Source organism: Luteimonas viscosa, from assembly GCF_008244685.1.
GTDB classification, from domain to species: Bacteria; Pseudomonadota; Gammaproteobacteria; order Xanthomonadales; family Xanthomonadaceae; genus Luteimonas; species Luteimonas viscosa.
Genome location: NZ_VTFT01000001.1, coordinates 948,636 through 974,986, shown reverse-complemented (window position 1 = coordinate 974,986; position 26,351 = coordinate 948,636). Strand labels below are relative to the sequence as shown.

Below are 26,351 nucleotides of genomic sequence, written 5' to 3'. Positions count from 1 at the left end.
GCGCCCGTGGTTGAAGTCGGGCCCGGCGGCCTCCATGTCCAGTGGCTGAGCCACCCGCCGAGTCCCGATGCCGACCCAACTGTTCGAACGCTCCCGCAAGGGCGAGCACGCCCTGCTGATCCAGCCCCATGCCGGAGGCGCACCCGACGAGGCCGAGCTGGAGGAGTTCGCCGAACTCGCGCGTTCGGCCGGCGCCAGCGTGGCCACCCTGCTGACCGCCCGGATCGACAAGCCCAATCCCGCCACCCTGATCGGCAGCGGCAAGCTCGAAGAGGTCAAGGCCGCCTGCGAGGCGTCCGGCGCCGACCTGGTGCTGGTCAACCACCATCTGAGCCCCGGCCAGGAGCGCAACCTCGAGAAGCTGCTGGAGCGGCGCGTCGTCGACCGTACCGGCCTGATCCTCGACATCTTCGCCCAGCGCGCCCGCAGCGCCGAGGGCAAGCTGCAGGTCGAACTGGCCCAGCTCAAGCACATGGCCACGCGCCTGGTGCGGGGCTGGACCCACCTGGAGCGCCAGCGCGGCGGTTCGATCGGCCTGCGCGGCCCCGGCGAGACCCAGCTCGAGACCGACCGCCGGCTGCTGCAGAAGCGCGTCGACCAGCTGCAGAAGCGCCTGGACAAGGTGGAAGTGCAGCGCACCCAGATGCGGCGCGCGCGGGTGCGCAGCGAGATGCCGCGGGTCGCGCTGGTCGGCTACACCAACGCCGGCAAGTCGACCCTGTTCAACGCCCTGAGCGGCGCCGACGCCTACGCCGCCGACAAGCTGTTCGCCACCCTCGACCCCACCGTGCGCCGGATCGGGCTGCCCAGCGGACCGGTGGTGCTGGCCGATACGGTCGGTTTCGTGCGCGACCTGCCGCATGAACTGGTCGCCGCGTTCCGCGCCACCCTCACCGAGGCGCGCGAGGCCGACCTGCTGCTGCACGTGATCGACGCCGCCGACCCGCTGCGCGAGGAGCGCATGGGACAGGTGGAGGCGGTGCTGGGCGAGATCGGTGCCGGCGACATCCCGCAGCTGCTGGTGTTCAACAAGATCGACCGCATCGAAGGCGCGGTCGCGCGCCACGACCGTGCCGACGCCGGCACCGGACCGGACGCGCCGGACGCGCTCTCCGGCCCCGGTCGCGAGAGGGTGTGGATCTCCGCCCGCGACGGCCTCGGCCTGGACCTGCTGCGCAACGCGCTCTCGGCACGGCTGGCGCAGCGGCGGATCGTCGCCGACATCGACCTGCCGTCCGCGGCCGGCCGCCTGCGCGCCCGCCTGCACCAGCTCGACGCGGTGCGCGGCGAGTCGCAGGACGAGAGCGGCTGGCGCCTGAGCATCGACCTGTCCGAGGCCGATGCCGCGCGACTGGCCGCGCAGCCCGACGGCGCCGCCCTGCGTCCGCTCTTGCCCGAACTCGCCGCCGACCCCACCCTGTAAACTAATCGACCCGCTGCCGCAGGGTGGGCATGACGCGCCGGATGCCGGCATCCGCGCCATGCGACCCCCGCGTCCGCGAGCCGCTGCAAGCAGCGCCATCCCCTCCCGGGGGCGGCGCGACCACCCGACTGGAGCAGGCATGGCCTGGAACATTCCCGGCAAGAACAACGACGACCGCCCACCCGAGCGCGAGCGCCCGGGCAACAACGGCCGCAATCCCTGGCCGCCGAAGCGGCGCCGTGGCGGCAACGGACTGGGCGACATCGGCAACCGCCTGCGCGACCTGTTCGGCGGCGGCGGTGGCGGCGGCAACCCGCTGCGCTGGATCGGCATCGCCCTGGTGGTGTGGCTGGTGTTCAACTGCTTCGTGCTGATCGGCGAACAGCAGCGCGGCGTGGTGCTGCGCTTCGGCGAGGTGGCGCGGGTCATGCAGCCGGGTCCGAACTTCAAGATGCCGTGGCCGATCGAGCGCGTCACCAAGGTCGACGCCACCAGCGTGCGCACCTTCAGCAACAGCCTGCCGGTGCTGACCAGCGACGAGAACATCGTCACCGTCTCGTTCAACGTGCAGTACCGCGTGGCCGATCCGGAAATGTTCCTGTTCGGCACCCAGAACGCGGTGCGCGTGCTCGAGCAGATCGCGCAGAGCTCGGTGCGCGAGCAGATCGGCCGCGCCGACCTCGACACCGCGCTCAACGCGCGCGGCCCGCTGTCGGTGGCCGCCTCGACCGCGCTGCAGGCCTCGCTCGAGGCCTACCGCACCGGCCTGGTCGTGACCGAACTCAACCTGCAGGACGCGCGCCCGCCGGAACAGGTCAAGCCCGCCTTCGACGAGGTCAACAGCGCCCAGCAGACCAACGAGCGCCTGGTCAACGAGGCGCGCGCCTACGCCGCCCGCGTGGTGCCCGAGGCGCGCGGCGACGCCCAGCGCCTGCGCACCACCGCCGAGGGTTACAAGACCGCCTCGGTCGCCCGCGCCACCGGTGACGCCGAACGCTTCACCCTGCTGCTCGACGCCTATCGCAACGCGCCGGACGTGACCCGCAGGCGCCTGTGGCTGGAGACCCTGCAGCAGGTGCTGGCCGACAACCGCAAGGTGATCGGCGGAGACGGCCGCCAGCTGATCTACGTGCCGATGAACCAGCCTGCCGGCGGCGGCAGCAGCGACAGTTCGGCGCCGCCGGTGCTGCCGGCCGACATCGTGTCGCCCCCGGTCGGCGCCACGCCCGACGAGAGCCTGCCGCGCCCGACCCGGGCCGCGCGCGGCGAAGGAGGCACCCGATGAGACTCAACCTGATCATCCCGATCGCGGTGATCGTGCTGCTGGGCCTGCTCGGCTCGGTCTACGTCGTGCGCGAGGGCCAGACGGGGCTGGTGCTCAACCTCGGCCGCGTCGCCCGCACCGACATCGGCCCCGGCCTGCACTTCAAGATCCCGCTGATCGAATCGGCGCGCGTGTTCGACCGCCGTTTCTACGCCGCCGAATTCTCGCCCGAGCGCTACCTCACCTCCGAGCGCAAGGACGTGAGCGTGGACTTCGTCGCGATCGGCCTGATCAGCGACGTCGCCGACTTCTACCGCGCCACCGGCGGGCAGATGGACCTGGCCAGCGAACGCCTGGCCCCGATCATCAAGGACTCGCTGCGCAACGAGATCAACCGTCGCACCCTGCAGCAGCTGGTGTCCGGCGACCGTTCGGAGATCATCGCCAAGCAGCTGGAAGGCATCAACGAGGCAGCCAGTACGCTGGGCATGCGCGTGATCGACATCCGTCTCAAGCAGATCGACCTGCCCACCGACAGCGACGTCATCGCCCAGGTCTACGACCGCATGCGCGCCGAACGTCGCCAGGTGGCCAGCCGCCTGCGCGCCGAGGGCGAGGAGCAGGCCCGCATCATCCGCGCCCAGGCCGACCGCGAACGCACCGTGCTGGTGGCCGAGGCCGAGCGCGACGCGCAGAAGCTGCGAGGCGAGGGCGATGCCGAAGCCACCCGCATCTACGGCGAAGCCGCGCAGCGCGACCCCGCGTTCTACGCCTTCCAGCGCAGCCTCGAGGCCTACCGCGCCTCGTTCGCCGACGGCAACGGCGTGATCGTGCTCGAACGCGACGACCCGTTCCTGCAATACATGCGCAGCGACCGCTGAGCCGGCACGCGCCCTCGCCGCGCCCTCGCCGCCTCCTCACCCCAACCCCCTCCCGCAAGCGGGAGAGGGCGCGCTTGTCCCTTCTCCCGCGTGCGGGAGAAGGGGCCCGAAGGGCGGATGAGGGCGCACCGCAGGCGCGGCAGTCGCATCGCTGCCCGCACCCTCACCCCAACCCTCTCCCGCAAGCGGGAGAGGGAGCGCTTGTCCCTGCTCCCGCAAGCGGAAGAGGGGGCACTTGTCCCTTCTCCCGCTTGCGGGAGAAGGTGCCCGAAGGGCGGATGAGGGCGCGCCGCAGGCGCGAAGGCAACATCTCGACCCTTACCTTCCACCCGACGGGCACGTAGCCTCGCGAGCGAAAAAGGGGGGGCAGGGCCATCGTCCCATCGCACTCCGCGCCACATTCCCGACGCCTCCACCAGGACCCCGCCATGCAAGACCTCTGGGCCGCCCTCTGCCTCGTCGCCGTCCTCGAGGGCCTGATGCTGTTCGTCGCCCCCGGCGGCTGGAAACGCGCCGTCGAGCAGATGCTGGCCGTCCCCGACCGACAGTTGCGCGCCATCGGCGGCGCCGTCCTCGTCCTCGGCCTGGCCGCCTTGTACTTCGTCCGCAGCTGACGCGTCGCATCGCGAATCGCAGGGTCCTGCCGTCGCCCGGGAGCACGGCGACGTGCTGTCATCCTGAGTGCAGATCCCTGCTGTCATCCCGGGCGCAGGGCAACGTCGTCCTCGTGATCGGAGAGAAATGTTGTCATCCCGAGCGCAGCGAGGGGTCTGGCTCGATTTGCCCGATCACGCAGATCCCTCGCTGCGGCAGATCCCTCGCTGCGCTCGGGATGACAGTGTTGCCCCGTAGCATCCAGCGGCTGACATGGCGGCTGCGCCCTCCAGCCGCGCCGCCGCCCGAAGGTCCGGGTGGGGGCAGTGACGTGGCGGCGGACAGCACCTCCATCCGCCTTCGGCACCTTCCACCCGAGAAGGGCGCAATGCCCCGCGGAGCGGGGGAAGGAACAGCAAGAGAAGCCACCAACTGGCCCCCACCCCCCAAAACCCGGATAATGCGCAAAAGCCGGATGGGCCGATTTCCTCGAGAGACGGTCCCCGGCTTTTTCCTTGTGCGGGGGTCGCGTTGATGCGCCAGCGGGCGCGAAGACCGGCCCCGGTCACCAAGTGCCGCGCGGCGGACGCCGCGCTTCCATGTCGAAATCCAGGAGTGCGGTAATGGGTCAGTCAGTGGTGGTGCTCGGTGCCCAGTGGGGCGACGAAGGCAAGGGCAAGATCGTCGACCTGCTCACCGAGGAAATCGGCGCGGTCGTGCGCTTCCAGGGCGGCCACAACGCCGGCCACACCCTGGTCATCGGCGGCAAGAAGACCGTGCTGCACCTGATCCCCTCCGGCATCCTGCGCGCCGACGCGCTGTGCCTGATCGGCAATGGCGTCGTGCTCAGCCCCGCCGCGCTGCGCAAGGAGATCGACGAGCTCGAGGCCAACGGGGTGGAGGTGCGTTCGCGGCTGAAGATCTCGCCGGCCACGCCGCTGATCATGCCGTACCACATCGCCCTGGACCAGGCGCGCGAGAAGGCCGCCGGCGGCAAGGCCATCGGCACCACCGGCCGCGGCATCGGCCCGGCGTACGAGGACAAGGTGGCGCGCCGCGGCGTGCGCGTGGCCGACCTGCATTACCCGGATCAATTGGCCGAACTGCTGCGCACCGCGCTCGACTACCACAACTTCGTGTTGACCAAATACCTCAACGCCGAAGCCGTCGACTTCCAGAAAATGCTCGACGAGGCGCTGGAATTCGGCGACTACGTGCAGCCGATGAAGTCCGACGTGGCCGGCATCCTCCACGACCTGCGCAAGCAGGGCAAGAAGGTGCTGTTCGAAGGCGCGCAGGGCTCGCTGCTCGACATCGACCACGGCACCTACCCTTACGTCACCAGCTCCAACACCACCGTCGGCGGCGCGCTCGCCGGCACCGGCGTGGGCGCGGACGCGATCGACTACGTGCTCGGCATCTGCAAGGCCTACGCCACCCGCGTGGGCGGCGGCCCGTTCCCGACTGAGCTCGACGACGAAGTGGGCGAGGAGATCCGCCGCAAGGGCCAGGAATTCGGCGCCACCACCGGCCGCCCGCGCCGTTGCGGCTGGATCGACATCGTCGCGCTCAAGCGCGCCGTGGCCATCAACGGCATCAGCGGCCTGTGCATCACCAAGCTCGACGTGCTCGACGGCATGGAGTCGCTGAAGATGTGCATCGCCTACGAGTACCGCGGCAAGCGCACCGAGTACGCCCCGCTCGACGCCCAGGGCTGGGACGAGTGCACGCCCGTGTACCTCGAATTCCCCGGCTGGGAAGAAAACACCCACGGCATTACCGACTGGGACAAGCTGCCCCCCGCGGCCCGCGCCTACCTGCGCGCGCTGGAGGAACTGGCCGGCTGCCCGCTGGCGATCGTGAGCACCGGCCCGGATCGGGATCACACGATCGTGTTGCAGGATCCGTTCGCCTGACAATTCGCCATAAATGGCGAATTAGTTGACTTTTCTGCTTTTATTCGCCATGTTTGGCGAATTATGAGCACCTATGTGTCGGAATCTGCCATGCTCCGGCAACTGGGCGACCGGTTGGCGCAGCTGCGCCTCGCCTTGAACCTGACCCAGGCGGAGGTGGCTGAGCAGGCCGGAGTCTCGAAGCGGACGGTGGAACGCCTGGAGGCCGGGGCCACGTCCAGCCAGTTGACCAGCTTCCTGCGGGTGTGCCGCGTCCTGGGGCTGGAGGAGGGGCTGGAGCGGCTGTTGCCCGAGCCGGTGGCAAGTCCCGTGGCGCAGCTCACGCAGCAGCGGCAGACCCGGAAGCGTGCGTCCGGTCCACCGGAAGACGGGGCGCCGGACGATGGCAGGCCCAAGCGCTGGGTCTGGGAACCATGACCGTCGCCGAAGTCCAGCTCTGGGGCCGTACCATCGGCGCCGTCTCTCTGGAAGAAGGCGCTGCAGCGGCCGCGTTCGAATACGTGCCCGCCTTCCTGGGCAGCGGCATCGAACTGTCGCCGCTGCACATGCCGCTGCGGCCGCGCATCTACACCTTTCCGGAACTGGCGCCGCGGACCTTCCACGGCCTGCCCGGCCTGCTGGCCGATTCGCTGCCCGATCGCTTCGGCAACGCGCTCATCGACCAGTGGCTGGCGACGCAGGGTCGCTCGCCGCAGGACTTCAACGCCGTCGAACGCCTCTGCTACACCGGCGCGCGCGGCATGGGCGCACTCGAATTCAGGCCCGTGCACGGGCCACGCGCGCGCAAGGCCAGCGCGCTGGACATGGCCGCTCTGGTGTCGCTGGCCTCCGACATCCTCACCCATCGCGAAGGCCTGACGGCAAGCCTGGAACGCCCGTCCCGCCAGAAGGCCCTGCAGGACATCCTGCGCGTGGGCACCTCGGCCGGTGGCGCGCGCGCCAAGGCGCTGATCGCCTGGAATCCGGAGACCAACGAGGTGCGCTCGGGTCAGGTGCCTGCCGATCCGGGGTTCAGCCACTGGCTGTTGAAGTTCGACGGCGTGTCGGGCAACAAGGACAAGGAATTGCTGGATCCGCTCGGTTACGGCGCCATCGAATTCGCCTACGCGCTGATGGCGAAGGCGGCCGGGATCGACATGAGCGAGTGCCGGCTGCTGGAAGAGAACGGACGCCGCCACTTCATGACCCGCCGCTTCGATCGCCTCGACGACGGCATGAAGCTGCACATGCAGTCGCTCGGTGCGCTGGCGCACTTCGACTACAACCTGCCCGGGGCCTATTCCTACGAACAGGCCTTCCTGGTGATCCGCCAGCTCGGCTTGCCGATGGCGGCGATCGAGCAGCAGTTTCGCCGCATGCTGTTCAACGTGGTGGCACGCAACCAGGACGACCACGTCAAGAACATCGCCTTCCTGATGGACATGGCGGGCCGCTGGTCGCTGGCCCCCGCGTTCGATGTCAGCTACAGCTACAACCCCGACGGCGCCTGGACCGCGACCCACCAGATGACCCTCAACGGCAAGCGGAACGGTTTCACGCGCGAGGACTTCAAGGCCTGTGCTGCGGTCGCGGGCCTGAAGCGCGGGCGCGACGGGAAGCTGCTGGAGGAAGTGCTCGCAACGGTGGCCCAGTGGCCGGGATTTGCCCGCGAGGCGGGTGTCGACGAACGCCAGGCCACGCAGATCGGTGCCGTCCACCGGCTGCGGTTCTGAGCGGTCGGAAACCGGATCGGGAAATCGTTGCAGGAGGGTGGGCGAATGCGCGGGGAATCGCAGTCGCGCAGGCACCTCCCTTTCCCGGAACCACCCCCAGCCGCACTCTCCCGGCCCCATGGTTTGCCGCGCTCCCATTGACGGGTATGCTGGGGCCCGGCCTTGCGATGGAACGCATGACGATGACGCGATGGAACCGCCCCGATGGCTTCGGCATCCGCCGTCTCCGGCCCTTGCTGGCGGCCGCGATGCTCACCCTCGCCACCGCTGCTTGCGCCCATTCCACGCCCGCACCCGCTTCCACGACGGCACAGGAGGCCGAGGCCATGGACGCGCCTGAATCACGCCCTGCGGACAAGTTGAGCTTCTCCCCCGAAGAGATCGGACAGCGCTTCCTGAAACTCATCGGGAGCCTGGAGTCGCGCGAACAGCTGACCTTGGAGCGCATCAACGAGGTGATGGGGGTCCGCATCGTCCCCAAGTCCGAAGGGACGCGGGGAGGCGTCGCCAGCGATGATCTGGGCGGTGGATGGCGCTATGTCGTCAGCTACATTCCCGGAGCATCGTCCAACGCCCGGGGGATTGACCTGTCCTTCGTCAATGAGGAGGAACGTTGGGCCGACATGGCGGAGGCGTGCAGCCTCGACTTTGATGCCTACCACAATGCGTTGCTGTCGATGGGGTACCGCGACGCCCCGGTTCCCGGTGAGATCGGTGAGCTGCGTTCGGTGCGCTATTACAAGGGCGATATCACCCTCTCGATCATTCCAAGACTCGAGAACGGAAATTCCGGCCGCCTTTGCGTGGAATCCATCGGAACACTGAGCTGACACAGGAGGCCAAGGATGGCCGTGCCGAATCCGCATCTCGAAGCAGTCTTCAGGCAATCACGTGCGCAGGGCGGCCTCACCTCTGCTCAGGACAGTCACTTGCGCGCGGCAGTGATGGCCGACCCGGATCGTCTGGACCTTCTCAATGGGCTGGCCGCTTCCGGACGACTTCGAAGTTTCGCAGTCGACTCGAACAATGGAACGCTCATTGGCAGTTACGACAAGCGCGCCGGTTTGATCGAACTGCCTGCCGCCAGCTTTCGCGATCGTGATCTCGATGCAGTGGTCGGTGTCCAGGCACTCATCGCCGATTTCGCGCACAAGACCTGGCAGGATGCTTCGGCGCAGCGGCAAGCCGTGACGCAAGACATGGTTGGTAACCTCCAGGCGACCTTCAACGGTTCGCCTGCACTCGCAGCGCAACTCAAGTCCGCCGTTGCACGATCGCACGTGCAGCACTTCAGCCTGCTGGGAAACGGCATGGCCGCCGGAGCCACCTATGACGGAAGCACGGCCGACGGCACTCCCAAGGGCATCAATCTCCCGCCGGCGGCGTTGCAGAGCCGCACACCCGGTAACCCCGGCGGCACGTACAACGCTCACGACCTCACCTTCGTGCTGGGCCATGAGATCCAGCATGGTTTCAACAACGCGGCCAAAAGCCAGGCGACGCTGACATTCCTGGATCAGGTGCGTCGACAGGCGATCGAGCGCAGCGCGATCCATGATTACACCGATGAGCTCCGCGCATACATCGGAGCTGGCCGGGTGGACGAAGCCAAGGCGGAGATCGCGGGCTGGAATGCATTGCTGGACAGGCAAAGGCAGGCACGTCCTCATGACGACGGGCTCGCGCTAATGCTCGACACCCGTAATGATCGCGTGCTGGATTTCATCCGACGCAATCCGTCCGATCCTTCGAAAGCGATCATCAACCCCGGCCTCACCTTCAACCCCGACGGCAGCCTGAGCGCGACACCCGCCAACATCGCCGCCATGGGGCGGCACTACTTCGATCGCCCCTCGCCGCTGCACGCCCAGCCCGGGCAGCGGCCGGTGGCGCTCGGGGAAGGGCGGCCCACCGCGACTGCCGACTACACGAATTACTACGGTACCTGGGCGCTGGAGCGGATCGTTGCCGCCGAGGATCGCGCCAACGTGCGCATCCGCGGCGCGCGACCGCAGATCGCGATCGACATGGCCGGCCTCGGCCTGAAGGAAGACCTGATCGAACGCGAAGGGCTGGACCTCGGCGCGAACCGGTCGCCGCGCCCGTACCTCGACACCAGCCACACGCCGGCCATGCCGGGCCGGTTCCACCACACCCAGGACGCCAGCATGGGCCACGACCACCGCCACGTCCCGGTCGCCAACCACGCGCGCATCGGCGCCAGCGGCGATCCCGTCGTGGATGCCTGGATCGATGCGCTGCAGGCGCGCGATGACGCCGCCGCGCGTGGCGTGCAGCGGGCCTTCCTGCGCTCCGAAGCAGGCCAGCATCTGTGGCCGGGTGGTCTGGACGATGCAGCCCGCCGCGCGCAGGACGCCGAGGCGCTTCAGGCACCGCGCCCGCCGCGAGAAGAATGGTCAGCGGACGCGCCCGCCACGCAGGCGCGCCACGTCATGGCGGAGTTCGCGCAACCCGCCCCGCAGGCACCGCAACACGCGATGGAACGCTAGACGGAGCAGGGGCCATGAACGACACGGATGTCATCCGCCGGCTGATGCTGGCGGTGGAACGGCTCGAGCGGGCCGCCGACCATCAGGCCACGCAGGCGCAACACGCGGCCGATCGCGTGCAGCACGCACAGGCCGCCGCTGGCGACCTGGCCGCCATCCGCAACGCGGAAGAAGCGCAGTTCCGGCAGGCGATGGCGCGCCTGTTCCTAGACCACCAGTCCCGCACCGAACTCGCCCTGCGTCCGGCGGTGCGCCGGGCATGGCAGTGGCTGGCGGCCATCAGCGTCGGCCTGGCGCTGCTGGTCTTCGGCTTCCTGGTGCTGCTCGGCCACGAGTACACACGGCTGCAGGATGCCCGCGCCCGCGCCGATGCCGCCGAGGTGTCGGCCGAAGTGCAGCGCGCCGCCCGACAGGTCGAGATCACCTCCTGCGGCGGCCGCCCCTGCATCCAGCTCGACCCGGAGGCCCCGGTCTGGAGGAGTCGCGGTCGGGAGTACGTGCTGGTGGACGGCACCGCCGACTAGTGCGGGCATTGGCACCCCGATCCGCGCGTCGGCACCGGTCCGTCCATTCCCACCAGCGGGCCTGGCGGTCCCGAACGGGGCGCTTGCGGGCCATCCAGCCAGCAGGCACACTCTTGGCAATCTTTGCCATAGGAGCCCACCATGGCCACCATGAACATTTCCCTGCCGGACGAGCTCAAACAGTTCGTGGACGAGCAGGTGGCCGCACATGCCTACGGCTCCAGCAGCGAGTACCTTCGCGAATTGATCCGCAAGCAGCGCGATGTCCAAGCGTTGCGGGGGATGTTGCTCGACGGCCTCAACTCGGGCCCTGCCGAACCGGCCACCGCACAGACCTTCGAGAAGATGCGGGCCGGGTTGCGCGAGCACGCCGCGAAGTGAAACCGCTGGCATGGCGCCAAGCCGCGCGACGCGACGTGGCCGATGCCGCCGTCTGCTATGTCGACAACGCCGATCTGCGTACAGGCGAGCGTTTCCTGGATGCGGTGGAGACCGCCCTGTCGTACCTGGGCAGGCACCCCGCAGCAGGTTCGCCGCGCTATTCGGTGCCGCTGCAGATCGACGGCCTCCGATACTGGCCGCTGAAGGGCTTTCCTTACCTGATCTTCTACGTCGAACGCGACGCCCACCTGGACGTGTGGCGGGTCCTGCATGCGCAACGCGATATTCCCGCATGGATGGGATAGCCCGGAGCGCGAAGCCATCCTGCGGGCAGCCCTGCCTTCCCCCCGCTGCGCAGGGGGAAAGTGCCGAACGCGCCTGAGGCGATCCGCCGCGAAGACGAAAGGCGGCCTCCGCCGTTGCTTCCGCCCGTTGCAAGGGGCATTGCGCCCTTCACCGGCGGAAGGTCCGAAGCGCGGATGAGGGCCCGCCCCGAAGGCGCGGAACGTTGTGCTTTCCCTTCTCCCGTTTCACGGGAGAAGGTGCCCGACAGGGCGGATGAGGGCACACCGAAGGCGCGGAACGCTGTGCTTTCCCTTCTCCCGTTTCACGGGAGAAGGTGCCCGACAGGGCGGATGAGGGCACACCGAAGGCGCGGATGCTCACTCGCCCCCGGAAAATCTACGGCATCGGGCGCCGCTGCCGATTAGCTGCGCGCAGCACTGAAGTCGTCTTCGCGCCTTCGGCGCGCCCTCATCCGCCTCCGGCACCTTCCCCCGCTGAGCGGAGGAAGGAAAGCCAGGCATCCGGCAGTCGCAAGGCTCAGGCAGCCTTCCGCAACCGCACCCCCGGAAAATCCACCGGCACCCCCAGCGCCACGTTCACGTAATTGGTGAACAGGTTCAACGCCACATGCGCCAGCAGCTCGACGATCTCCCCGTCGTCGAACCCCGCCACCCGCAGCGCCTCCACCTCGTCCGCCTCCACCTGCCCGCGCCGCTCCACCACCGCCAGCGCGAAGCGCAGCGCCGCCGCCGTCTTCGGATCACTCGAACGGCCGTCCTGCGCCTCGCTCATCTCCTGCGCGCTGGCGCCGGCCTTGCGGCCCAGGGCGGTGTGCGCGGCCAGGCAGTACTCGCAGGCGTTGCGGTCGGCGATGGCCACCGCCACCTGCTCGCCCAGCCGCGCGGGCAGCACGCCGCCGCCCAGCGCGCCGAACGCGCCCCACATCGCGCGCAGCGCGGCGGGCGAATTAGCCACCGTGCGGAACATGTTGGGCGTGGCGCCGAAGGCGGCGTGGATCTCGGACAGCAGGGCCTGGCGGTCGGGGGTTGTGGTGGCCGGGTCGATCAGGGGAATGCGGGACATGGCGGGCTCCTTGGCCTCGATGCCGCCGGAGTGGCGGCTGCGGCTAGACTAGGCGCCCGTTCTGGACGCAAGGCGCCGATCCGTCCATGAAACCTGCCGATTCGTCCAAGACAGGCGCCCCTGAGCCCGCCCCGGTCGACCGCCTCGCCCCCATCCTCGACCGCTTCCACGTCCGCGCCCAGCTGTTCTACACCGGCCCGCTGTGCGGCCTGCACGTGTTCGACGCCGTGCCCGGGCGCGCCTTCCTGCACGTGCTGCGCCGCGGCACGATGGAGGTCGAGCACCGGAGCGACCACGGCCTGGTGCGCACCGCGCTCGCCGAGCCCACCCTGCTGCTGTTCGCGCGCCCGGTGCACCACGTGTTCCGCAACGCCCCGGTGGACGGCCCGGACTTCACCTGCGCCACGCTCGATTTCGACGGCGGCGAGCGCAACCCCATCGTGCAGTCGCTGCCCGCACTGCTGGCCGTGCCGCTGGCGGCGGTGGAGGGCCTGGGCCCCACGCTCGACCTGCTGTTCGCCGAAGCCGACCGCGTGCGCTGCGGCTCGCGCCTGCTCGCCGGCCGCCTGTTCGAGGTGCTGCTGGTGCAGGTGCTGCGCTGGGCGCTGGACCATCCTGCCCAGTCCGGCGTGCACCACGGCACGCTCGCCGGCCTGTCGCACCCGCAGCTGGCCAAGGCGCTCAGCGCCCTGCACGCGCGCCCCGGCGAGCCCTGGCCGCTCGAACGCCTGGCCGCGCAGGCCGGCATGTCGCGCAGCGCCTTCGCCGCCGCGTTCAAGCACGCCGTGGGCACCACGCCCGCCGCCTACGTGCTCGACTGGCGCCTGGGCCTGGCCGCCACCCGCCTGCGCGAGGGCAGGGCGGTGAAGCAGGTGGCGCACGAGTTGGGGTTCTCGGGGGCGGGGGCGTTGTCGAAGGGGTTTCGGAGGCGGTATGGGGTTTCGCCGCGCAAGCACGTCTAAGCCGTCAGCGTGCGCATCGTCTAGGCACAGTGGTCCCGCTGCTCTTGGGCGCGGAACGCTTCGCACTGACAACTCGACTTGTTGAGAGCGCTAGCGAGACAACTATCCGCGAATGTCCGCCTTCCAATATGATGAAGCAGCATATCGCCACCGGATTGATCAATGCAGCTGAGCAGCGTAATCGGGGAAAAATTGTCCGCCTGGAGGGCTGCTGGCTACGCACACGACGACTATCCAGCCATTGCTGAAGTGCTCGATTGGGCGGCTGGTAGGGATGTAAGCCGTCCGCCATTCCTGCGCCTTCCCCAAGTGCGAGCGCTTGAAACCTACTGGTACCTGCGGCTGGTTCGCAGCACGCCAAGTGTGTTCGATCTCTACCAGAGCCTGGTTCAACGTCGCGTCGAGCTGCGTAAGGCGCTCGGCCTGACCAGTGATGCGCTGCGCGAGTATGTCGAGGAGCATGGGTTCGATGCGTTGATCGAGCACATCCGCACAGACGACGCGTTCGTCAAGCAGCACAAACTTGAGTCCCTCCGAGAAACCCTGAACCTGGACTACCCAAGCTACATCCTTGCGCTGGCAATGGGCGCCGGCAAGACCATGCTAATCGGCGCGATCATCGCCACCGAGTTCGCGATGGCGCAGGAATACCCTGACGAGGACTTCGTGCACAACGCGCTGGTGTTCGCGCCCGGCAAGACCATCATCGAGTCTCTGCGGGAGCTGGCGACGATGCCCTTTGACGGCATCCTGCCACCGCGGATGCACAAGCCGTTCGCCGCCAGCGTCAAACTGAACTTCACCCGCGACGGAAGCCCGGACATCGACGTGATCCCGGGCTCCCACTACAACATCGTTGTCACCAACACCGAGAAGATCCGCATCCAGAAAGCGTCCATCCGAAAGGGCGACCTGGGCAGCCTGTTTGCCGGCGCCGGCGATGCCGATCAGCTCAAGCAGGACGTGGCCAACCGTCGCCTTCAGCGGCTGGCACAGCTGCCACATCTGGGCGTGTTCTCCGACGAGGCGCACCACACCTATGGCCAGTCGATGGATGCTGAGTTGAAGAAGGTGCGCAAGACCGTGGACTACCTGGCCAGCGAGACGAATGTCGTCTGCGTGGTCAACACCACCGGCACCCCGTACTACAACAAGCAGCCACTTCTGGACGTCGTGTACTGGTATGGCTTGTCACAGGGCATCGAGGATGGCTATCTGAAGCCCGTGTCCGGCAACATCGAGGCCTACGATTTCGGCGATGACATCAAGCCTTATATCTCCGAAGTCGTCGGTGATTTCCTCAAGCACTACGGCAGCGTGTCGCTGCCGAACGGCGCCAAGGCCAAGCTGGCATTGTATTTCCCGCAAACCGACGACCTGGAGGCCATGCGCCCGGTCGTGGAGGCGGCGCTGGCGGCTAATGGACATATGCCTACGGAGTGTCTGGCCAACCACTCGCACAGCCCGCAGGCCGACGTGGATGCCTTCAACCGGCTCAACGACCCGACCGCGCCGCACCGCGTCATCCTGCTGGTGAACCGTGGCACCGAAGGCTGGAACTGCCCCAGCCTGTTCGCCTGTGCGCTCGCCCGCAACCTGCAGTCCTCCAACAACTTCGTGCTGCAGGCGGCCACGCGCTGTCTGCGCCAGGTGCCCGGCAACCCGCATAAGGCCAAGATTTACCTGTCGCAAGACAACTATGCGGTGCTCGATCGCCAGTTGCAGGAGACCTACGGCGAATCCCTCTCCGATCTCAAGCAGGGGCGTGAGAATCTGCGTCACGCGAAGATCGTGCTGCTCAAGGAGGACATCCCGCCGCTGGTGCTCAAGCGGCAGATCGTTCGCGTGCGCCGGATGGAAACAAGGATTCCAGAGACGCTTGAACTGCAGCGTCCACGGGACGACGATCCCGCGCTGACCGTACAGCGTTACGAGTTGGCCGCCCAGGTCAGCAGTCTGCGCGTCATGCGCGAGCTGGGTGACGCGCTGCCAGTCGAGGCCGCCATCGAAGCGACCGACGCCCGCACAGCGGCCGCGGACCTGGCCGCCCGCTACCGGCTTCCGCTGTTTGCGGTGCTGGATGCACTGCGCGTTGCCTACGGCGACGGAGATGTGCCGCTGCGCCACCTAGATTCGCTGGCGGGTCAGCTTGAGGACCAGGTGCGCCACTACGAGACCGAAACCGAGGAAATGGAAGTGGCGCTTGCGCTGGTGCGGCCTGAACGCTTCAACGAAGAGCAGGACCACAGTGGCCAGCCCGTCCGCACCGCGGAAATCACCTACCGCAAGGACAGGGCCAACCGCTTGTGGTGCGTGGACGATGCCCGCGCCGATTACGGGGGCAGTTTCGGCTTCCACTACAGCCCGTACAACTTCGACTCGCTGCCGGAGAAGGACTTCCTCGCCAAGGTGCTGGATGCCCTGCGGATCGATGCGGGGGACATCGAGGACGTGTACTTCACCGGGGGGCTGGGCCGCGACAAGACCGATTTCGTGGTCGAGTACAAGGGTGTGGACGGCCGCTGGCATCCGTACTCGCCGGACTTCCTGATCCGGCGCAAGCCAGCCACCGGCGGCAAGCCCGGCAGCGGCAAGCTGCTCATCGTGGAGATCAAGCAGGAACGCCTGCGCAGGGACGAGACCGACGGCGAAGACGGGCGCAAGGCGATGGCTGTACGTGAATGGGCCAGGCTTAATCCTGATCGCATCGACTACGAAATGCTGTTTACCGACACCGACGCCGTGGCGAACAACGACTTCGCCCGGGTGCGTACATTCCTGGGGGGCAAGCGATGAGCGTGCGCAAGGCCGCGAAGACAACGAAAGCAACGGGCAAGCCGGTTGCGAAGAAGGCGGCAAAGAAGACAGTCCGTAAGACGGCGGCCAAACCCGCGCCTGCCGCTGGTGCCGACGTGCTAGCCCGCGTGCGCGGCGCGCAACAGGCCGTAGCCATCGGCAAGGCCGGTGGTCGCCCAATGCTGGGCTGGGTGGGCAAGCGCGCCCCGGCCAGCGTGCAGGCGTTCCCGGCACAACTGGTCGAAACCTATGGGGAGGAAACACCGAGCAGTGGGCTGTGGGAGCGCTGGCCCGACGACCTGCGCCGTGGCGGCCTGCTGTACCACGGGGACAACAAGGAGGTACTGGCACACCTGCTGGCCAACGGCTTCCGTGGGCAGATCAAGCTCATCTACATCGATCCGCCGTTCGACTCCGGCGCCGACTACGTGCGCACAGTGGAATTGCGCGGCCCTAAGGGCAAGGTGAAGCTCGAAGGCGAAGGCTATACGCTGGGCGAGCAGATCCAGTACACCGATATCTGGGCCAACGATAACTACCTGCAGTTCATGTACGAGCGGCTGTTGTTGCTGAAGGAGCTTCTTGCTGAGGACGGAAGCATCTACGTGCACATGGACAGCGCGAACGTCCATGCGATCAAGGTCGTTTGCGACGAGGTGTTCGGAGCAAGCAATTTCCAGCGTGAGATCATCTGGCGCATAGGCTGGATTTCGGGCTACAAGTCGGCGGCCAAAAACTGGATACGAAACCACGACACGATCCTCTTCTACTCGAAAAACAAGGATCGTTTTACGTTCAACAAGGAGTACATTCCTTATCCGGAAGGGTACGTGCGACGTGATGGCGCCGCTCCTGACGGGGCTGGCTATCCGATCGAGGATACGTGGAACTGTTATGAGATCGACAGTTTGGATTCCATCCAGATCATGAGTTTCAATTCTGAGAAGGTCGGGTATCCAACGCAGAAGAACGAGAACCTTCTGTCGCGCATCGTTCGTGCATCGTCCGATCCCGGAGATTTGATTCTTGACAGCTTCATCGGCTCCGGCACCACGGCTGCCGTTGCGCAGAAGCTGGGTCGCCGCTGGATCGGCTGCGACATCAACAAGGGCGCCATCCAGACCACGGCCAAGCGGCTGCAGCTTGTCATGGCAGACCAGGCCGGTGAAAAAGGTAAGCCGGCGCAGGGCAAGCTGCTGGGAGACGGCGATGCACCTTCGCCGGCACAAATTGGCTTCACCCACTGGCGCGTTAACGACTACGACTTGGCTATCCAGCACAACGAAGCGGTCAATTTGGCGTGCGAGTACCTGGGTGTGGAACGGCTGCGCAACGATGCGTACTTCGATGGCCTGCTCGGCAAGCGGCTGGTCAAGATCATTCCGTTCGGCCATCCGCTCTCGCCGATGGACCTGGAGGCGGTCAAGAACGAGCTGGACGCCCGCCCAGAAGAGGATCGCGCGATCACCGTGGTTTGCCTGGGCAAGGAGTTGGCCAGCGACACTTGGCTGGCCGAGTGGAACCGCTTGCGAAAGAAGAAGACCGACCCCCACCACATCGAGGTCATCGAACTGCGCAACGACCCCAGGTATGGCGGTTTCATCCAGCACGAACACGCAGCAGCCCGCGTGGCGGTGAAGCGGAAGGACGGCAAGCTACACGTGGAGATCAAGGATTTCGTTTCCCCCGGCATCCTGCAGCGCTTGGCCCAGCAGTCCGGCGTGGTCCAGGCCAAAGTCGCCGACTGGCGTGCCATGGTGGATAGCGTGATGATCGACACGGCCTACGATGGTGCGGTGTTCAACGTGGTCCACGCTGACGTGCCTGCCCGCAAGGCCGATTTCGTGGCCGGCGAGTACACGCTGGACGCGCCCGATGACGAGACCGCCGTGACGGTAAAGATCACCGACATGCTGGGTGAGGAAGTGATGGTGACTTGCCGAGCATGAGGTTCCAAAGTGGGAAGGGGGCTGGCAGATGAGCTGGGGTATGTGGGCAGGGCACTTAGTTCTCGCGCTTTCGTTCTTGCTGATGCTGATCACCGTGGTGACGTTCAAAGTTCTGCACCGGCGGAGCCGGAGACGCGCACCTTTGCAAGACCGGCGCGTTGGGCATCTCCCTGGGCAGCAGTTGGTGGCGCGCATCTCACATCACGACACAGAAGTGCTGACGTCCATCAGCATGATGGTCACGTCACTACCACTCATGTTCATGATCTGGCTGACGTTCCGTGTTCGCTGGCAGGAGGTTCAAGTCAGCTGGGTCGAGGCAATGTTCTTGGTAGGTGCGTTGGTATTGTTCGGGTGGGGATTGACGACCTATATCCGGCACTATCGCGCACGTGAGCGGGTTCGCGACGGTTGGACAGCAGAGCAAGTGACCGGCTTGCAGCTCAACCGACTCATGGTCCACGGCTGCTTAGTGCTTCATGATCTTCCCGCCGATGGATTCAACATCGATCATGTCGTCGTGGCACCGCGCGGCGTCTACGCCGTGGAAACAAAATCGTTTCGCAAACCGCAGCAAGCGGTCGAGGGTGAGAACTACCGTGTGAGCTTCGACGGCCGTGCTTTGCGCTTCCCCGACTTCGTGGAAGCGGGCGCGCCTGCCCAAGCCGAACGCTACGCAGGCTGGCTCGATCGCGCATTGCGCGACGCGGGCTTCGACGTTCCTGTCATTCCCGCGCTCGCGCTGCCAGGCTGGTTGATCGACCAAGCCGAAGAAACGTGGCGTTCCGCAAAGGTCAAGGTATTCTCACCGATGGGCAACGGTGCGAGCTTCATGGCCAAGAACATCGTCCGCATCGACGCCGCGCAGCGCAGCGCCATCGCGCAGGCTCTGGCACTGCGGTTCCCAAAGATTGAGGGATAAGCAGGGGGCATGATGGCCAAGGCGATGAAGAGCGGGTTATTCACCCAGTATCTCGAGCGGGTGTCAGGCAGGTTGTTGGAAGAGTATCCGCAGGTTATCGCCACGATGATCCGTGGCCACGCCGGTGTATACGCTTTATACAAAGGAGAGCGCCTCTACTACGTTGGGCTGGCCTCCAATCTGATGACGAGGGTGAAACAGCATCAAAAAGATAGACACGCTAAGCGATGGGACAAGTTCAGCGTGTACCTTGCGTCCGCCGACGAGCACATTAAGCCGCTCGAATCGTTGTTATTGCGGATCGCTCTCCCGAAGGGAAATCTTGTCAAGGGCGGCCTGCCGGGGGCGGTTGATCAGAGGCGTTCCTTGACGCGTCTGATTCGCCAACATGATTCCGCGAAGTATGCGTCGCTGTTTGGTGGCGGACTGGCCCGCAGGCAGGTGCGCAAGGCTACAGCCTCGGCGAAGGGGACGTTGGTGCTCGCTGGTCGTCTTGAGAAGCGAATTCCGCTACGTGCCGAGTACAAGGGGAAAATCTACACGGCCGCCCTACGCAAGGACGGCTACATTTCTTATTCAGGCGACCTCTATGAGTCTCCCTCGGCGGCAGGTCGAGCTGTCGTAGGCGCAGGTCACATCAACGGGTGGGCATTCTGGAAGTATCGAAAGACCGGTAAGGGTTGGGTACGGCTTTCGGAACTGCGGAAGTAGCGGCACCGGAGCGTGCTGGTCGTTAGATGCGGCAGTTGGTTCAGTGGGACATCAAATATGGGACGGTCTCGCATCTAAGGCTGACGCGGAGCAGCTTTCCTAGGCTAGAAGCAGCGTTGCCTACAAGCCAGAAGCGCCGCTCAGGCATTCGCAAGCGAGATTTCGACAGCAACCGCCAGATTTCACTCGCGCGCAACCGAAATCCGCTCACGCACGAGCCGGCGCCGCTTGCACGCAAGCAAATTCTGCTTGAGATTGGAGCTGTCGAACTCCGGGCGCGACCGGAATCCGCTTTCGCGCAAGTCAACTTCGGTCGCGCGCAACCGAATACTGTAGCGCGCGAGACTCAACCGGCGATGTCCCACCCGCAGCCGCTCGCGCGCAACCCGAATGCACCTGCGGCCGGATGATTCCGGCTCGCGGCCGGCCCGAAGCCACTTGCGCCCGGCCGAAAACCATTTGCTTCCTGCCCATGACCGCGTGCGCTCGCCCCTCCTCGGCCCGGGGTCGGCCCATTCCCATCGTCCGAAAGGCAGTTTTCCTACACCTCTTCCCGCCACACACCGACAGCGCACCGTCCGCCCACCCGCGTCGAATGCCCACGCCGGCCGGACCGCGCCGGTATTCCCTTCACATGGACCAAGGAGACACGTGATGTCGCAGAACCTGATCGACCTGAGCCTGGATGCCGAGCGGCTGGGACGCCTGGATGCCGCGCTGGCGGCGGTGGAGGCCGAGCTGGCCGGGATGGCCGCGCTGGGCCCGGACCAGATCCGCGAGCTGACCAAGATGGGCGCCAAGTCCGAGGCCTTCGTGCGCCAGGCCACGGTGGCGTTCGGCGAGAACCCGGGCGTGCTGCCGCGCAACTTCGACCTGGAAGGCTTCCAGCGCGACCTGGCCGCGCTCGACGCGCTGCGCCCGCGGCTGCAGCGGCTCACGCGCATGCACGAGCGCATGTCGGGCGCGGAGATCGCGCTGGGCAGCGACCTGATGAATGCGGCGCTGGAGGGGTATGCGGTGCTGAAGGTGTCGGGGAAGGGCGAGGGGATGGAGGCGCTGAGGCGGTTGCTGTCGCAGCGGTTAAATCGGTCGCCGCGTTCGGCGGGGGTGGACGGGACTCCGGAATCCGTGCCTGCGGGGTGATCGCGACTGGGGCCGCGATCGGCTGTGGGGGCCCCGCGTCGGCGGGGCTTTTTGGTTTTGGGGGTAGGGAATTGGGTGGCGCGGAGAGAGCGCCCCCATCCGCCCCTTTGGGGCACCTCCCCCGTGGAATGGGGGAAGGGAAAGACGGCCACCTTCCGTCAAACGGGAAGGCGGGAGGGGCCGATTGGGTGTGACACATGTGTGCTACATTGATCCGGACGCAGCGTGTCGGAGTTCCCATGAGCACCACCACCATCCGCCTGCCCGAAGACCTCAAGGCCCGCGTCGCCCAGGCGGCGAAAGCGGCCGGTACCACCTCGCACAACTTCATCCTGGAAGCCATCGCCGAGAAGGCCGCACTGGCCGAGCAGCGTGCCGAGTTCCACGCGGTGGCGGACCAGCGCTATGCGCAGTTCCTCGAGTCCGGGGAAAGCATCCCTTGGGAGGAGGCGCGCACCTGGCTGATGCAGCGGCTCGCAGGGAAGGGCACGAAGCGGCCGTTGGCCAGGAAGCAGGCCCGATAAGGTGGCGCTCGTCCGGCTGGCGCCCGACGTACTGGATGATCTGGACAGGATCGTTGATCACCTCCATCAGCACGAAGTCGAAGCGGCCGAGGCCCGGGTGGCCGAGATCGTCAGCGCTTTGGAGGTGCTTGCAGACAACCCGCTGATCGGTCGCCCGGCAGGTGACGATCGGCGCGAGCTGCTGATCGGCCGCGATGCGCAGGGCTACGTTGCACTGTATCGCTACCTGTCGGTGATCGACACTGCGCTTGTGCTGGCGATCCGCGCGCAGCGCGAAGGCGGCTACGCGCGCCCGTGAGCGGGGGGGGGGATGCTGGCTCCAAATGGCGCATCGGTCTCGTGCCGCCCGGACAGTTCGGCCCCGGCCGCCTCTGCGGAGTACTGCCCACACATTCTCGGCCGTGTTGATCGCATCCGCCAGCATTCGGCGGTTCGCCAGCGCAATTGGCGGTTACCAGCGCCGTAGGAATCGGCTCGATGCGATAGTCTTGCTGAAGTATTGGTCAATGAAGACCAAAGGCGGCATCGAGTGCCGGTACAGAGGGGGGTGGAAGCGGATGGATGCGAGACAGAATGAAGAGTTCACGGCGCATCTGCGCGCCGCAGTCCGCCAGGCGGAGGCGTTGAAGTACAACCCGACGCGGTTCAAGGGAATGATCGAGGCCAATGGAGGGTACGAAACCGTCAAGCGCATCCTCGCCAGTGGCACTCCATCCGATGGCTTCCAGAAGCTCTGGGAGCTGGGTCGCCTGGATCTGACCTGCGAGGCGATCATTGTCGAGAGCAAGTGGCGTCCTTATTTCGATGACGACCTGATTGAACGAGCTGAGCGCCTCCTTCGCGGCTCCAACTACGACTTCAAGCGATTCTCTCCAGCCGAGAACGGGCGTGCGAACAGGCCGGTCCTTTCTTCTGTAGAACCTGACGAGCGCGACGAGGGCGCGGTCGGTGAGGACGGCTCTGACGCTGGCGAAGGGGACACGACAAGCAGCACCGGGATCAACGCATTTTTCCGCGACGTGTTGCATGCTCCCTTTGTGAACTCGCGCTGGTCCTGGGGGGCAGTAGACGAGCGCACAAGACGAGTGTTCCTTCGTCTGTGGAGCATGGACATTGCTGTGCGCGGTGGCAGGCGATGGATTCGCGTGCTGCTCTTGAATGCCAGTACCCGGCTCGGCTGGAAGGAGCGTCAGCGCCACCTGGATCTCGTCCGCTCAGGCTACGCCGCGTTTGCGGTGGTGTGCGAGAAGGAAAGTACGGACGCACGGACCATCCTCGGGTTCGATCGTGAGCGCGTCCTCAGGCTGGGTGGAGTCGTCGAGCACGAGGGTTCGCTATGGATGGAGATCGTCGACCACATCTCCCTCGACGCGCTATGGCTGGTTGACACGTCCGGCGTGGCATTGAGCGAGGATATTCGAGACATTGAGCGCGCTGAGGTTGCCGCGACCACGCGAACGGCGCTGGTCGATGCGAGGTTGGGACAGGGCAGGTTCCGCAGGGAACTCATGCGACGCTGGGGACATGCGTGCGCGGTCACTGGATGCAGGCTCGCGGCCGTACTGCGGGCGTCCCATTGCAAGCCGTGGCGCAAGTCGGACAATCGGGAGCGGTTGGATTCCCACAACGGCCTGATTCTTTCGGCCAATCTCGACGCACTGTTTGATGCAGGTTTGATCGGGTTCGATGACGACGGCGGGATGATCGTGGCTGATGTCGTCTCTGCCCCGGAGCGCGAGGCTCTGGCCATTCCTGCAAACCTGACTCGCAAGCCTTCACCGCGCCTCAAGGAGTACCTGCGATTCCATCGTGAGAACGTATTCCAGGGCTGATGTTGGATTTCATTAGCGGGAGTGCGCGTGGCAAGGTGTCGTCTGTCAACCGGGGCCCGCGAAGCTCCTTTGCGGCTGTGTTCTGAAGTTCAATGTCCACGGCAGCCTCAGATTCGCGGAGATCCTGTGCTTGAAGGCCAGTGTCGGCTGTATGCATTCGATGGCGGTGCGCACATATGAAGATTGGCATCTCCGAAGCGTTCCGCAGGTACGGAGCGTCCCTCAAGAACGTCAACTGGTCTGTCAGTTCGTGGGTCGACGACACTACGCTCGTGGTCAGCCTCTGGCAGCATCACAGTCTCGGTAAGCGCTCCCCCGGTGTACTTGCCTTTGGCGATCGATTCGACCGTTGGTCTGGGCCGGGCAACTCGGAGTTTCGAGCTAATGTCATACGCGCGTATGAGACGGGAGCCAGGGTTCGCCTGGTTCTCGCACGAGCACTCGAACCGGCCCGGGTCGAACGGGGCGAAGATGGAAGCAAAATTCCAAAGACGTTCGCTGTTCGTGATGACCTGATTGGGCGAGTTTCGGAAGTTGACGGCGAGAGGTACGTAATCGAGTTCGAGCTGTTATGACTTGAAGTTTGCTCCAGCTGCTGAGACAGTCACCGCAACAGTGATCGGGGCAGAGCGCCCCCATCCACCCCTTCGGGGCACCTTCCACCTGAGAAGGGCGCAATGCCCCGTGGAAACGGGGGAAGGGAAAGCGGATACCTTCGCTGCGGTAGCTGGATCACCTGTCGACGCGATCGTGCACCGCGCAACACCACGTCCTTCACGCGACGGTCGCACGCGGGGTTTCAGGTTGGACGGTGCTCGATCCAGACCGCGAGCGCCAGGGGCGCGCCCATCCACCCACCTGGAGCCCGACATGACGCAGCCGCAACCCACACCGTCGCCCGATGACCAGCCGCCCGCACGCCGCTGGCACGCCGCCATCCTCGGCCCGGTGTTCTACCCGACGGCGCTGCTGATCGCGCTGCTGGTGGCGCTCTCGTTCGCGGCGCCCGAGGCGTCGGCGGTGCTGTTCGGCCGCGCCAAGACGTGGGTGGCGCAGGACGCGGGCTGGTTCACCATCCTTGTGGTGGCGGGGTTCCTGGTGTTCATCGTGGGGCTCGGCGTGAGCAGCCTGGGGCGGATCCGCCTGGGGCCGGACCACAGCCGGCCCGACTACAGCTATCCCACCTGGTTCGCGATGCTGTTCGCCGCGGGCATGGGCATCGGCCTGATGTTCTTCGGCGTGGCCGAGCCGATCATGCATTTCGCCGAGCCGCCGGTGGGCGATCCGGGCACGGTCGCCGCGGCGCGCCAGGCGATGCGCATCACCTTCTTCCACTGGGGCATCCATGCCTGGGCGATCTACGCCGTGGTCGCGCTGTCGCTGGCCTACTTCGCCTACCGGCACGGCTTGCCGCTGCGCATCCGCTCGTCGCTGTATCCGCTGATCGGCGAGCGCATCCATGGCCCCATCGGCCATGCCGTCGACACCTTCGCGGTGCTGGGCACCATCTTCGGCCTGGCCACGTCGCTGGGGCTGGGGGTGATCCAGATCAACTCGGGGCTGCGGTACCTGTTCGACGCGCCGGTCGGTGTCGGCGTGCAGGTGGCGCTGATCGCGGCGATCACGCTGGTGGCCACCGTGTCGGTGTTCACCGGGCTCGACCGTGGCGTGCGCCGGCTGTCGGAGTTCAACATGGCGCTGGCGGTGTCGCTGCTCGCGTTCGTGCTGGTGATGGGCCCCACGGTGCACCTGCTGCAGGCCTTCGTGCAGAACACCGGCATGTACGTGTCGAACGTGTTCTCGATGACGTTCAACCTCTACGCCTACGAGCCCACCAGCTGGCTGGGCGGCTGGACGCTGTTCTACTGGGGCTGGTGGATCGCGTGGTCGCCGTTCGTGGGCATGTTCATCGCGCGCATCTCGCGCGGTCGCACCGTGCGCGAGTTCGTGGTCGGCGTGCTGCTGGTGCCGCTGGGCTTCACCTTCCTGTGGATGACGATCTACGGCAACAGCGCGCTGTACCAGGTGATGTCCGGGGCGGCGCCCGAGCTGGTGGAGGCGGTGCGCGCGGACACCTCGGTGGCGCTGTTCCAGTTCCTGGAGGCCTATCCGCTGCCGATGCTGACCTCGGCGGCCGCGACTTTGCTGGTGGTGATCTTCTTCGTGACCTCGGCCGATTCGGGCGCGCTGGTGATCGACATGCTCTCCTCGAAGGGCGAGGAGGAATCGCCGGTGTGGCAGCGCATCTTCTGGGCGCTGATGGTGGGCGCGATCGCGATCGCGCTGCTGATCGCCGGTGGCCTGGAAGCGCTGCAGGCCGGCACCATCGCCAGCGCGTTTCCCTTCACCTTCGTCATGCTGCTGATGGCCTGGGGCCTGCTGCGCGCGATGCAGCTGGACGTGACCAGGCGCCAGAGCATCCGCGCGGCACGCGTGTCGGCGCCGGGCCACGCGACGGCCGACTGGAAGGTGCGCATCCGCGCGCTGATGCAGAGCCCGACCCGCGGCGAGGTACTGCGTTACCTGGAAGGCACGGTGCGCCCGGCACTCGAAGCCGTGGCGGCCGAGCTGGGCCAGCAGGGCCTGGAGGTCAGGGTGGAGAGCGGCGAGGACGGCCGCGCCTGGCTGGAGGTGGGGCACGGGGCGGAGATGGACTTCTTCTACTCCGTGCGCCCGGTGGCCTACGAACCGGCCGAGTTCATGCTGCGCGATCCACGCCGTCCGTCCAGCGACGCGGACAGGTTCTTCAGGGCCGAAGTGCACCTGCGCGAAGGCGGCCAGGACTACGACGTGATGGGCTGGAGCCGCGACGAACTGCTGCACGACGTGCTCGACCAGTACGAGCGGCATCTCCACTTTCTCGATGCGGTGCGCTGAGAGGGTGCCGTCCGCTGCACGCGTGCAATGCACACGCCAGCCGGATGGCAGCGGTTCGCGGA

Annotated in this window: 23 protein-coding genes; 22 read left to right on the top strand and 1 reads right to left on the bottom strand. The window is 66.4% G+C overall.

Features of this window, described 5'->3' with window-relative positions:
- Positions 1-79: 79 nt before the first annotated feature.
- From hflX to FZO89_RS04390, 12 genes are all read left to right on the top strand, one after another.
- Positions 80-1,423, top strand: a complete 1,344-nt coding sequence (gene hflX / locus FZO89_RS04445; protein ID WP_149104034.1) for a ribosome rescue GTPase HflX — start codon at positions 80-82, stop codon at positions 1,421-1,423.
- Positions 1,424-1,562: 139 nt separating this feature from the next.
- Complete coding sequence (gene hflK / locus FZO89_RS04440; RefSeq protein ID WP_149102119.1) at positions 1,563-2,708, top strand: FtsH protease activity modulator HflK; 1,146 nt, start codon at positions 1,563-1,565, stop codon at positions 2,706-2,708.
- Positions 2,705-3,568, top strand: a complete 864-nt coding sequence (gene hflC, locus FZO89_RS04435; RefSeq protein WP_149102118.1) for a protease modulator HflC — start codon at positions 2,705-2,707, stop codon at positions 3,566-3,568. The genes hflK and hflC overlap by 4 nt, the downstream gene beginning before the upstream one ends.
- Positions 3,569-3,996: 428 nt before the next feature.
- Positions 3,997-4,182 carry a DUF2065 domain-containing protein gene (locus tag FZO89_RS04430; RefSeq protein ID WP_149102117.1) on the top strand — a complete coding sequence of 62 codons (186 nt, stop codon included), beginning with the start codon at positions 3,997-3,999 and terminating at the stop codon, positions 4,180-4,182.
- Positions 4,183-4,785: 603 nt separating this feature from the next.
- Positions 4,786-6,078, top strand: a complete 1,293-nt coding sequence (locus FZO89_RS04425) for an adenylosuccinate synthase (protein ID WP_149102116.1) — start codon at positions 4,786-4,788, stop codon at positions 6,076-6,078.
- A 90-nt stretch (positions 6,079-6,168) separates the two neighbouring features.
- On the top strand, positions 6,169-6,495 hold the full coding sequence (locus FZO89_RS04420; protein ID WP_222928090.1) for a helix-turn-helix transcriptional regulator: 327 nt from the start codon (positions 6,169-6,171) through the stop codon (positions 6,493-6,495).
- Positions 6,492-7,790, top strand: coding sequence for a type II toxin-antitoxin system HipA family toxin (locus FZO89_RS04415; RefSeq protein WP_149102114.1), 1,299 nt, complete (start codon positions 6,492-6,494; stop codon positions 7,788-7,790). Before FZO89_RS04420 ends, FZO89_RS04415 begins: the two co-directional genes overlap by 4 nt.
- A gap of 176 nt (positions 7,791-7,966) precedes the next feature.
- The gene (locus FZO89_RS04410) at positions 7,967-8,620 is read left to right on the top strand and encodes a hypothetical protein (RefSeq protein WP_149102113.1); all 654 of its coding nucleotides are present in this window, start codon (positions 7,967-7,969) and stop codon (positions 8,618-8,620) included.
- A gap of 15 nt (positions 8,621-8,635) precedes the next feature.
- Entirely contained in the window at positions 8,636-10,300 is a 1,665-nt protein-coding gene (locus FZO89_RS18450) for a hypothetical protein (protein WP_187471040.1), read from the top strand.
- A gap of 14 nt (positions 10,301-10,314) precedes the next feature.
- Positions 10,315-10,824, top strand: coding sequence for a hypothetical protein (locus FZO89_RS04400; protein WP_149102112.1), 510 nt, complete (start codon positions 10,315-10,317; stop codon positions 10,822-10,824).
- 141 nt (positions 10,825-10,965) lie between these two features.
- A complete protein-coding gene (locus FZO89_RS04395) occupies positions 10,966-11,205 on the top strand; it encodes a type II toxin-antitoxin system ParD family antitoxin (RefSeq protein ID WP_149102111.1) in 240 nt (79 codons plus the stop codon).
- Complete coding sequence (locus FZO89_RS04390; RefSeq protein WP_149102110.1) at positions 11,202-11,510, top strand: type II toxin-antitoxin system RelE/ParE family toxin; 309 nt, start codon at positions 11,202-11,204, stop codon at positions 11,508-11,510. Before FZO89_RS04395 ends, FZO89_RS04390 begins: the two co-directional genes overlap by 4 nt.
- 517 nt (positions 11,511-12,027) lie before the next feature.
- Here the strand turns inward: FZO89_RS04390 and FZO89_RS04385 are convergent.
- Positions 12,028-12,573, bottom strand: coding sequence for a carboxymuconolactone decarboxylase family protein (locus FZO89_RS04385; RefSeq protein ID WP_149102109.1), 546 nt, complete (start codon positions 12,571-12,573; stop codon positions 12,028-12,030).
- Between the two features lie 86 nt (positions 12,574-12,659).
- On the opposite strand from FZO89_RS04385, the gene FZO89_RS04380 reads away from it, so the two are divergent.
- The 10 genes from FZO89_RS04380 to FZO89_RS04335 all read left to right on the top strand — a co-directional run bounded on the left by FZO89_RS04380 (position 12,660) and on the right by FZO89_RS04335 (position 26,289).
- Positions 12,660-13,535: an AraC family transcriptional regulator gene (locus tag FZO89_RS04380; RefSeq protein ID WP_149102108.1), complete on the top strand. Its 876-nt coding sequence runs from the start codon at positions 12,660-12,662 to the stop codon at positions 13,533-13,535.
- Between the two features lie 162 nt (positions 13,536-13,697).
- On the top strand, positions 13,698-16,331 hold the full coding sequence (locus tag FZO89_RS04375; protein ID WP_149102107.1) for a DEAD/DEAH box helicase family protein: 2,634 nt from the start codon (positions 13,698-13,700) through the stop codon (positions 16,329-16,331).
- Positions 16,328-18,280, top strand: coding sequence for a DNA methyltransferase (locus FZO89_RS04370; protein WP_222928089.1), 1,953 nt, complete (start codon positions 16,328-16,330; stop codon positions 18,278-18,280). The genes FZO89_RS04375 and FZO89_RS04370 overlap by 4 nt, the downstream gene beginning before the upstream one ends.
- A 28-nt stretch (positions 18,281-18,308) precedes the next feature.
- Complete coding sequence (locus FZO89_RS04365; protein WP_222928088.1) at positions 18,309-19,202, top strand: nuclease-related domain-containing protein; 894 nt, start codon at positions 18,309-18,311, stop codon at positions 19,200-19,202.
- 9 nt (positions 19,203-19,211) lie between these two features.
- Positions 19,212-19,913 (top strand): restriction system modified-DNA reader domain-containing protein, encoded by a 702-nt coding sequence (locus FZO89_RS04360; RefSeq protein ID WP_149102106.1) that lies wholly within the window; start codon positions 19,212-19,214, stop codon positions 19,911-19,913.
- A gap of 654 nt (positions 19,914-20,567) precedes the next feature.
- Positions 20,568-21,056 (top strand): hypothetical protein, encoded by a 489-nt coding sequence (locus FZO89_RS04355; RefSeq protein WP_149102105.1) that lies wholly within the window; start codon positions 20,568-20,570, stop codon positions 21,054-21,056.
- Positions 21,057-21,295: 239 nt separating this feature from the next.
- The gene (locus FZO89_RS04350) at positions 21,296-21,580 is read left to right on the top strand and encodes a type II toxin -antitoxin system TacA 1-like antitoxin (RefSeq protein ID WP_149102104.1); all 285 of its coding nucleotides are present in this window, start codon (positions 21,296-21,298) and stop codon (positions 21,578-21,580) included.
- A 1-nt stretch (position 21,581) separates the two neighbouring features.
- Positions 21,582-21,878: a type II toxin-antitoxin system RelE/ParE family toxin gene (locus tag FZO89_RS04345; RefSeq protein WP_149102103.1), complete on the top strand. Its 297-nt coding sequence runs from the start codon at positions 21,582-21,584 to the stop codon at positions 21,876-21,878.
- A 208-nt stretch (positions 21,879-22,086) separates the two neighbouring features.
- Complete coding sequence (locus FZO89_RS04340; protein ID WP_187471039.1) at positions 22,087-23,412, top strand: HNH endonuclease; 1,326 nt, start codon at positions 22,087-22,089, stop codon at positions 23,410-23,412.
- An 870-nt stretch (positions 23,413-24,282) separates the two neighbouring features.
- Entirely contained in the window at positions 24,283-26,289 is a 2,007-nt protein-coding gene (locus FZO89_RS04335; RefSeq protein ID WP_149102101.1) for a BCCT family transporter, read from the top strand.
- Positions 26,290-26,351: the final 62 nt, after the last annotated feature.

Bases quoted from the DNA above. Each gene is read 5' to 3' on its own strand.
- hflK (WP_149102119.1), top strand. From the start codon at position 1,563: ATGGCCTGGAACATTCCCGGCAAGAACAACGACGACCGCCCACCCGAG.
- hflC (WP_149102118.1), top strand. From the start codon at position 2,705: ATGAGACTCAACCTGATCATCCCGATCGCGGTGATCGTGCTGCTGGGC.
- FZO89_RS04430 (WP_149102117.1), top strand. From the start codon at position 3,997: ATGCAAGACCTCTGGGCCGCCCTCTGCCTCGTCGCCGTCCTCGAGGGC.
- FZO89_RS04425 (WP_149102116.1), top strand. From the start codon at position 4,786: ATGGGTCAGTCAGTGGTGGTGCTCGGTGCCCAGTGGGGCGACGAAGGC.
- FZO89_RS04420 (WP_222928090.1), top strand. From the start codon at position 6,169: ATGCTCCGGCAACTGGGCGACCGGTTGGCGCAGCTGCGCCTCGCCTTG.
- FZO89_RS04415 (WP_149102114.1), top strand. From the start codon at position 6,492: ATGACCGTCGCCGAAGTCCAGCTCTGGGGCCGTACCATCGGCGCCGTC.
- FZO89_RS04410 (WP_149102113.1), top strand. From the start codon at position 7,967: ATGACGATGACGCGATGGAACCGCCCCGATGGCTTCGGCATCCGCCGT.
- FZO89_RS18450 (WP_187471040.1), top strand. From the start codon at position 8,636: ATGGCCGTGCCGAATCCGCATCTCGAAGCAGTCTTCAGGCAATCACGT.
- FZO89_RS04400 (WP_149102112.1), top strand. From the start codon at position 10,315: ATGAACGACACGGATGTCATCCGCCGGCTGATGCTGGCGGTGGAACGG.
- FZO89_RS04395 (WP_149102111.1), top strand. From the start codon at position 10,966: ATGGCCACCATGAACATTTCCCTGCCGGACGAGCTCAAACAGTTCGTG.
- FZO89_RS04385 (WP_149102109.1), bottom strand. From the start codon at position 12,573: ATGTCCCGCATTCCCCTGATCGACCCGGCCACCACAACCCCCGACCGC.
- FZO89_RS04380 (WP_149102108.1), top strand. From the start codon at position 12,660: ATGAAACCTGCCGATTCGTCCAAGACAGGCGCCCCTGAGCCCGCCCCG.
- FZO89_RS04375 (WP_149102107.1), top strand. From the start codon at position 13,698: ATGCAGCTGAGCAGCGTAATCGGGGAAAAATTGTCCGCCTGGAGGGCT.
- FZO89_RS04370 (WP_222928089.1), top strand. From the start codon at position 16,328: ATGAGCGTGCGCAAGGCCGCGAAGACAACGAAAGCAACGGGCAAGCCG.
- FZO89_RS04365 (WP_222928088.1), top strand. From the start codon at position 18,309: ATGAGCTGGGGTATGTGGGCAGGGCACTTAGTTCTCGCGCTTTCGTTC.
- FZO89_RS04360 (WP_149102106.1), top strand. From the start codon at position 19,212: ATGATGGCCAAGGCGATGAAGAGCGGGTTATTCACCCAGTATCTCGAG.
- FZO89_RS04355 (WP_149102105.1), top strand. From the start codon at position 20,568: ATGTCGCAGAACCTGATCGACCTGAGCCTGGATGCCGAGCGGCTGGGA.
- FZO89_RS04350 (WP_149102104.1), top strand. From the start codon at position 21,296: ATGAGCACCACCACCATCCGCCTGCCCGAAGACCTCAAGGCCCGCGTC.
- FZO89_RS04340 (WP_187471039.1), top strand. From the start codon at position 22,087: ATGAAGACCAAAGGCGGCATCGAGTGCCGGTACAGAGGGGGGTGGAAG.
- FZO89_RS04335 (WP_149102101.1), top strand. From the start codon at position 24,283: ATGACGCAGCCGCAACCCACACCGTCGCCCGATGACCAGCCGCCCGCA.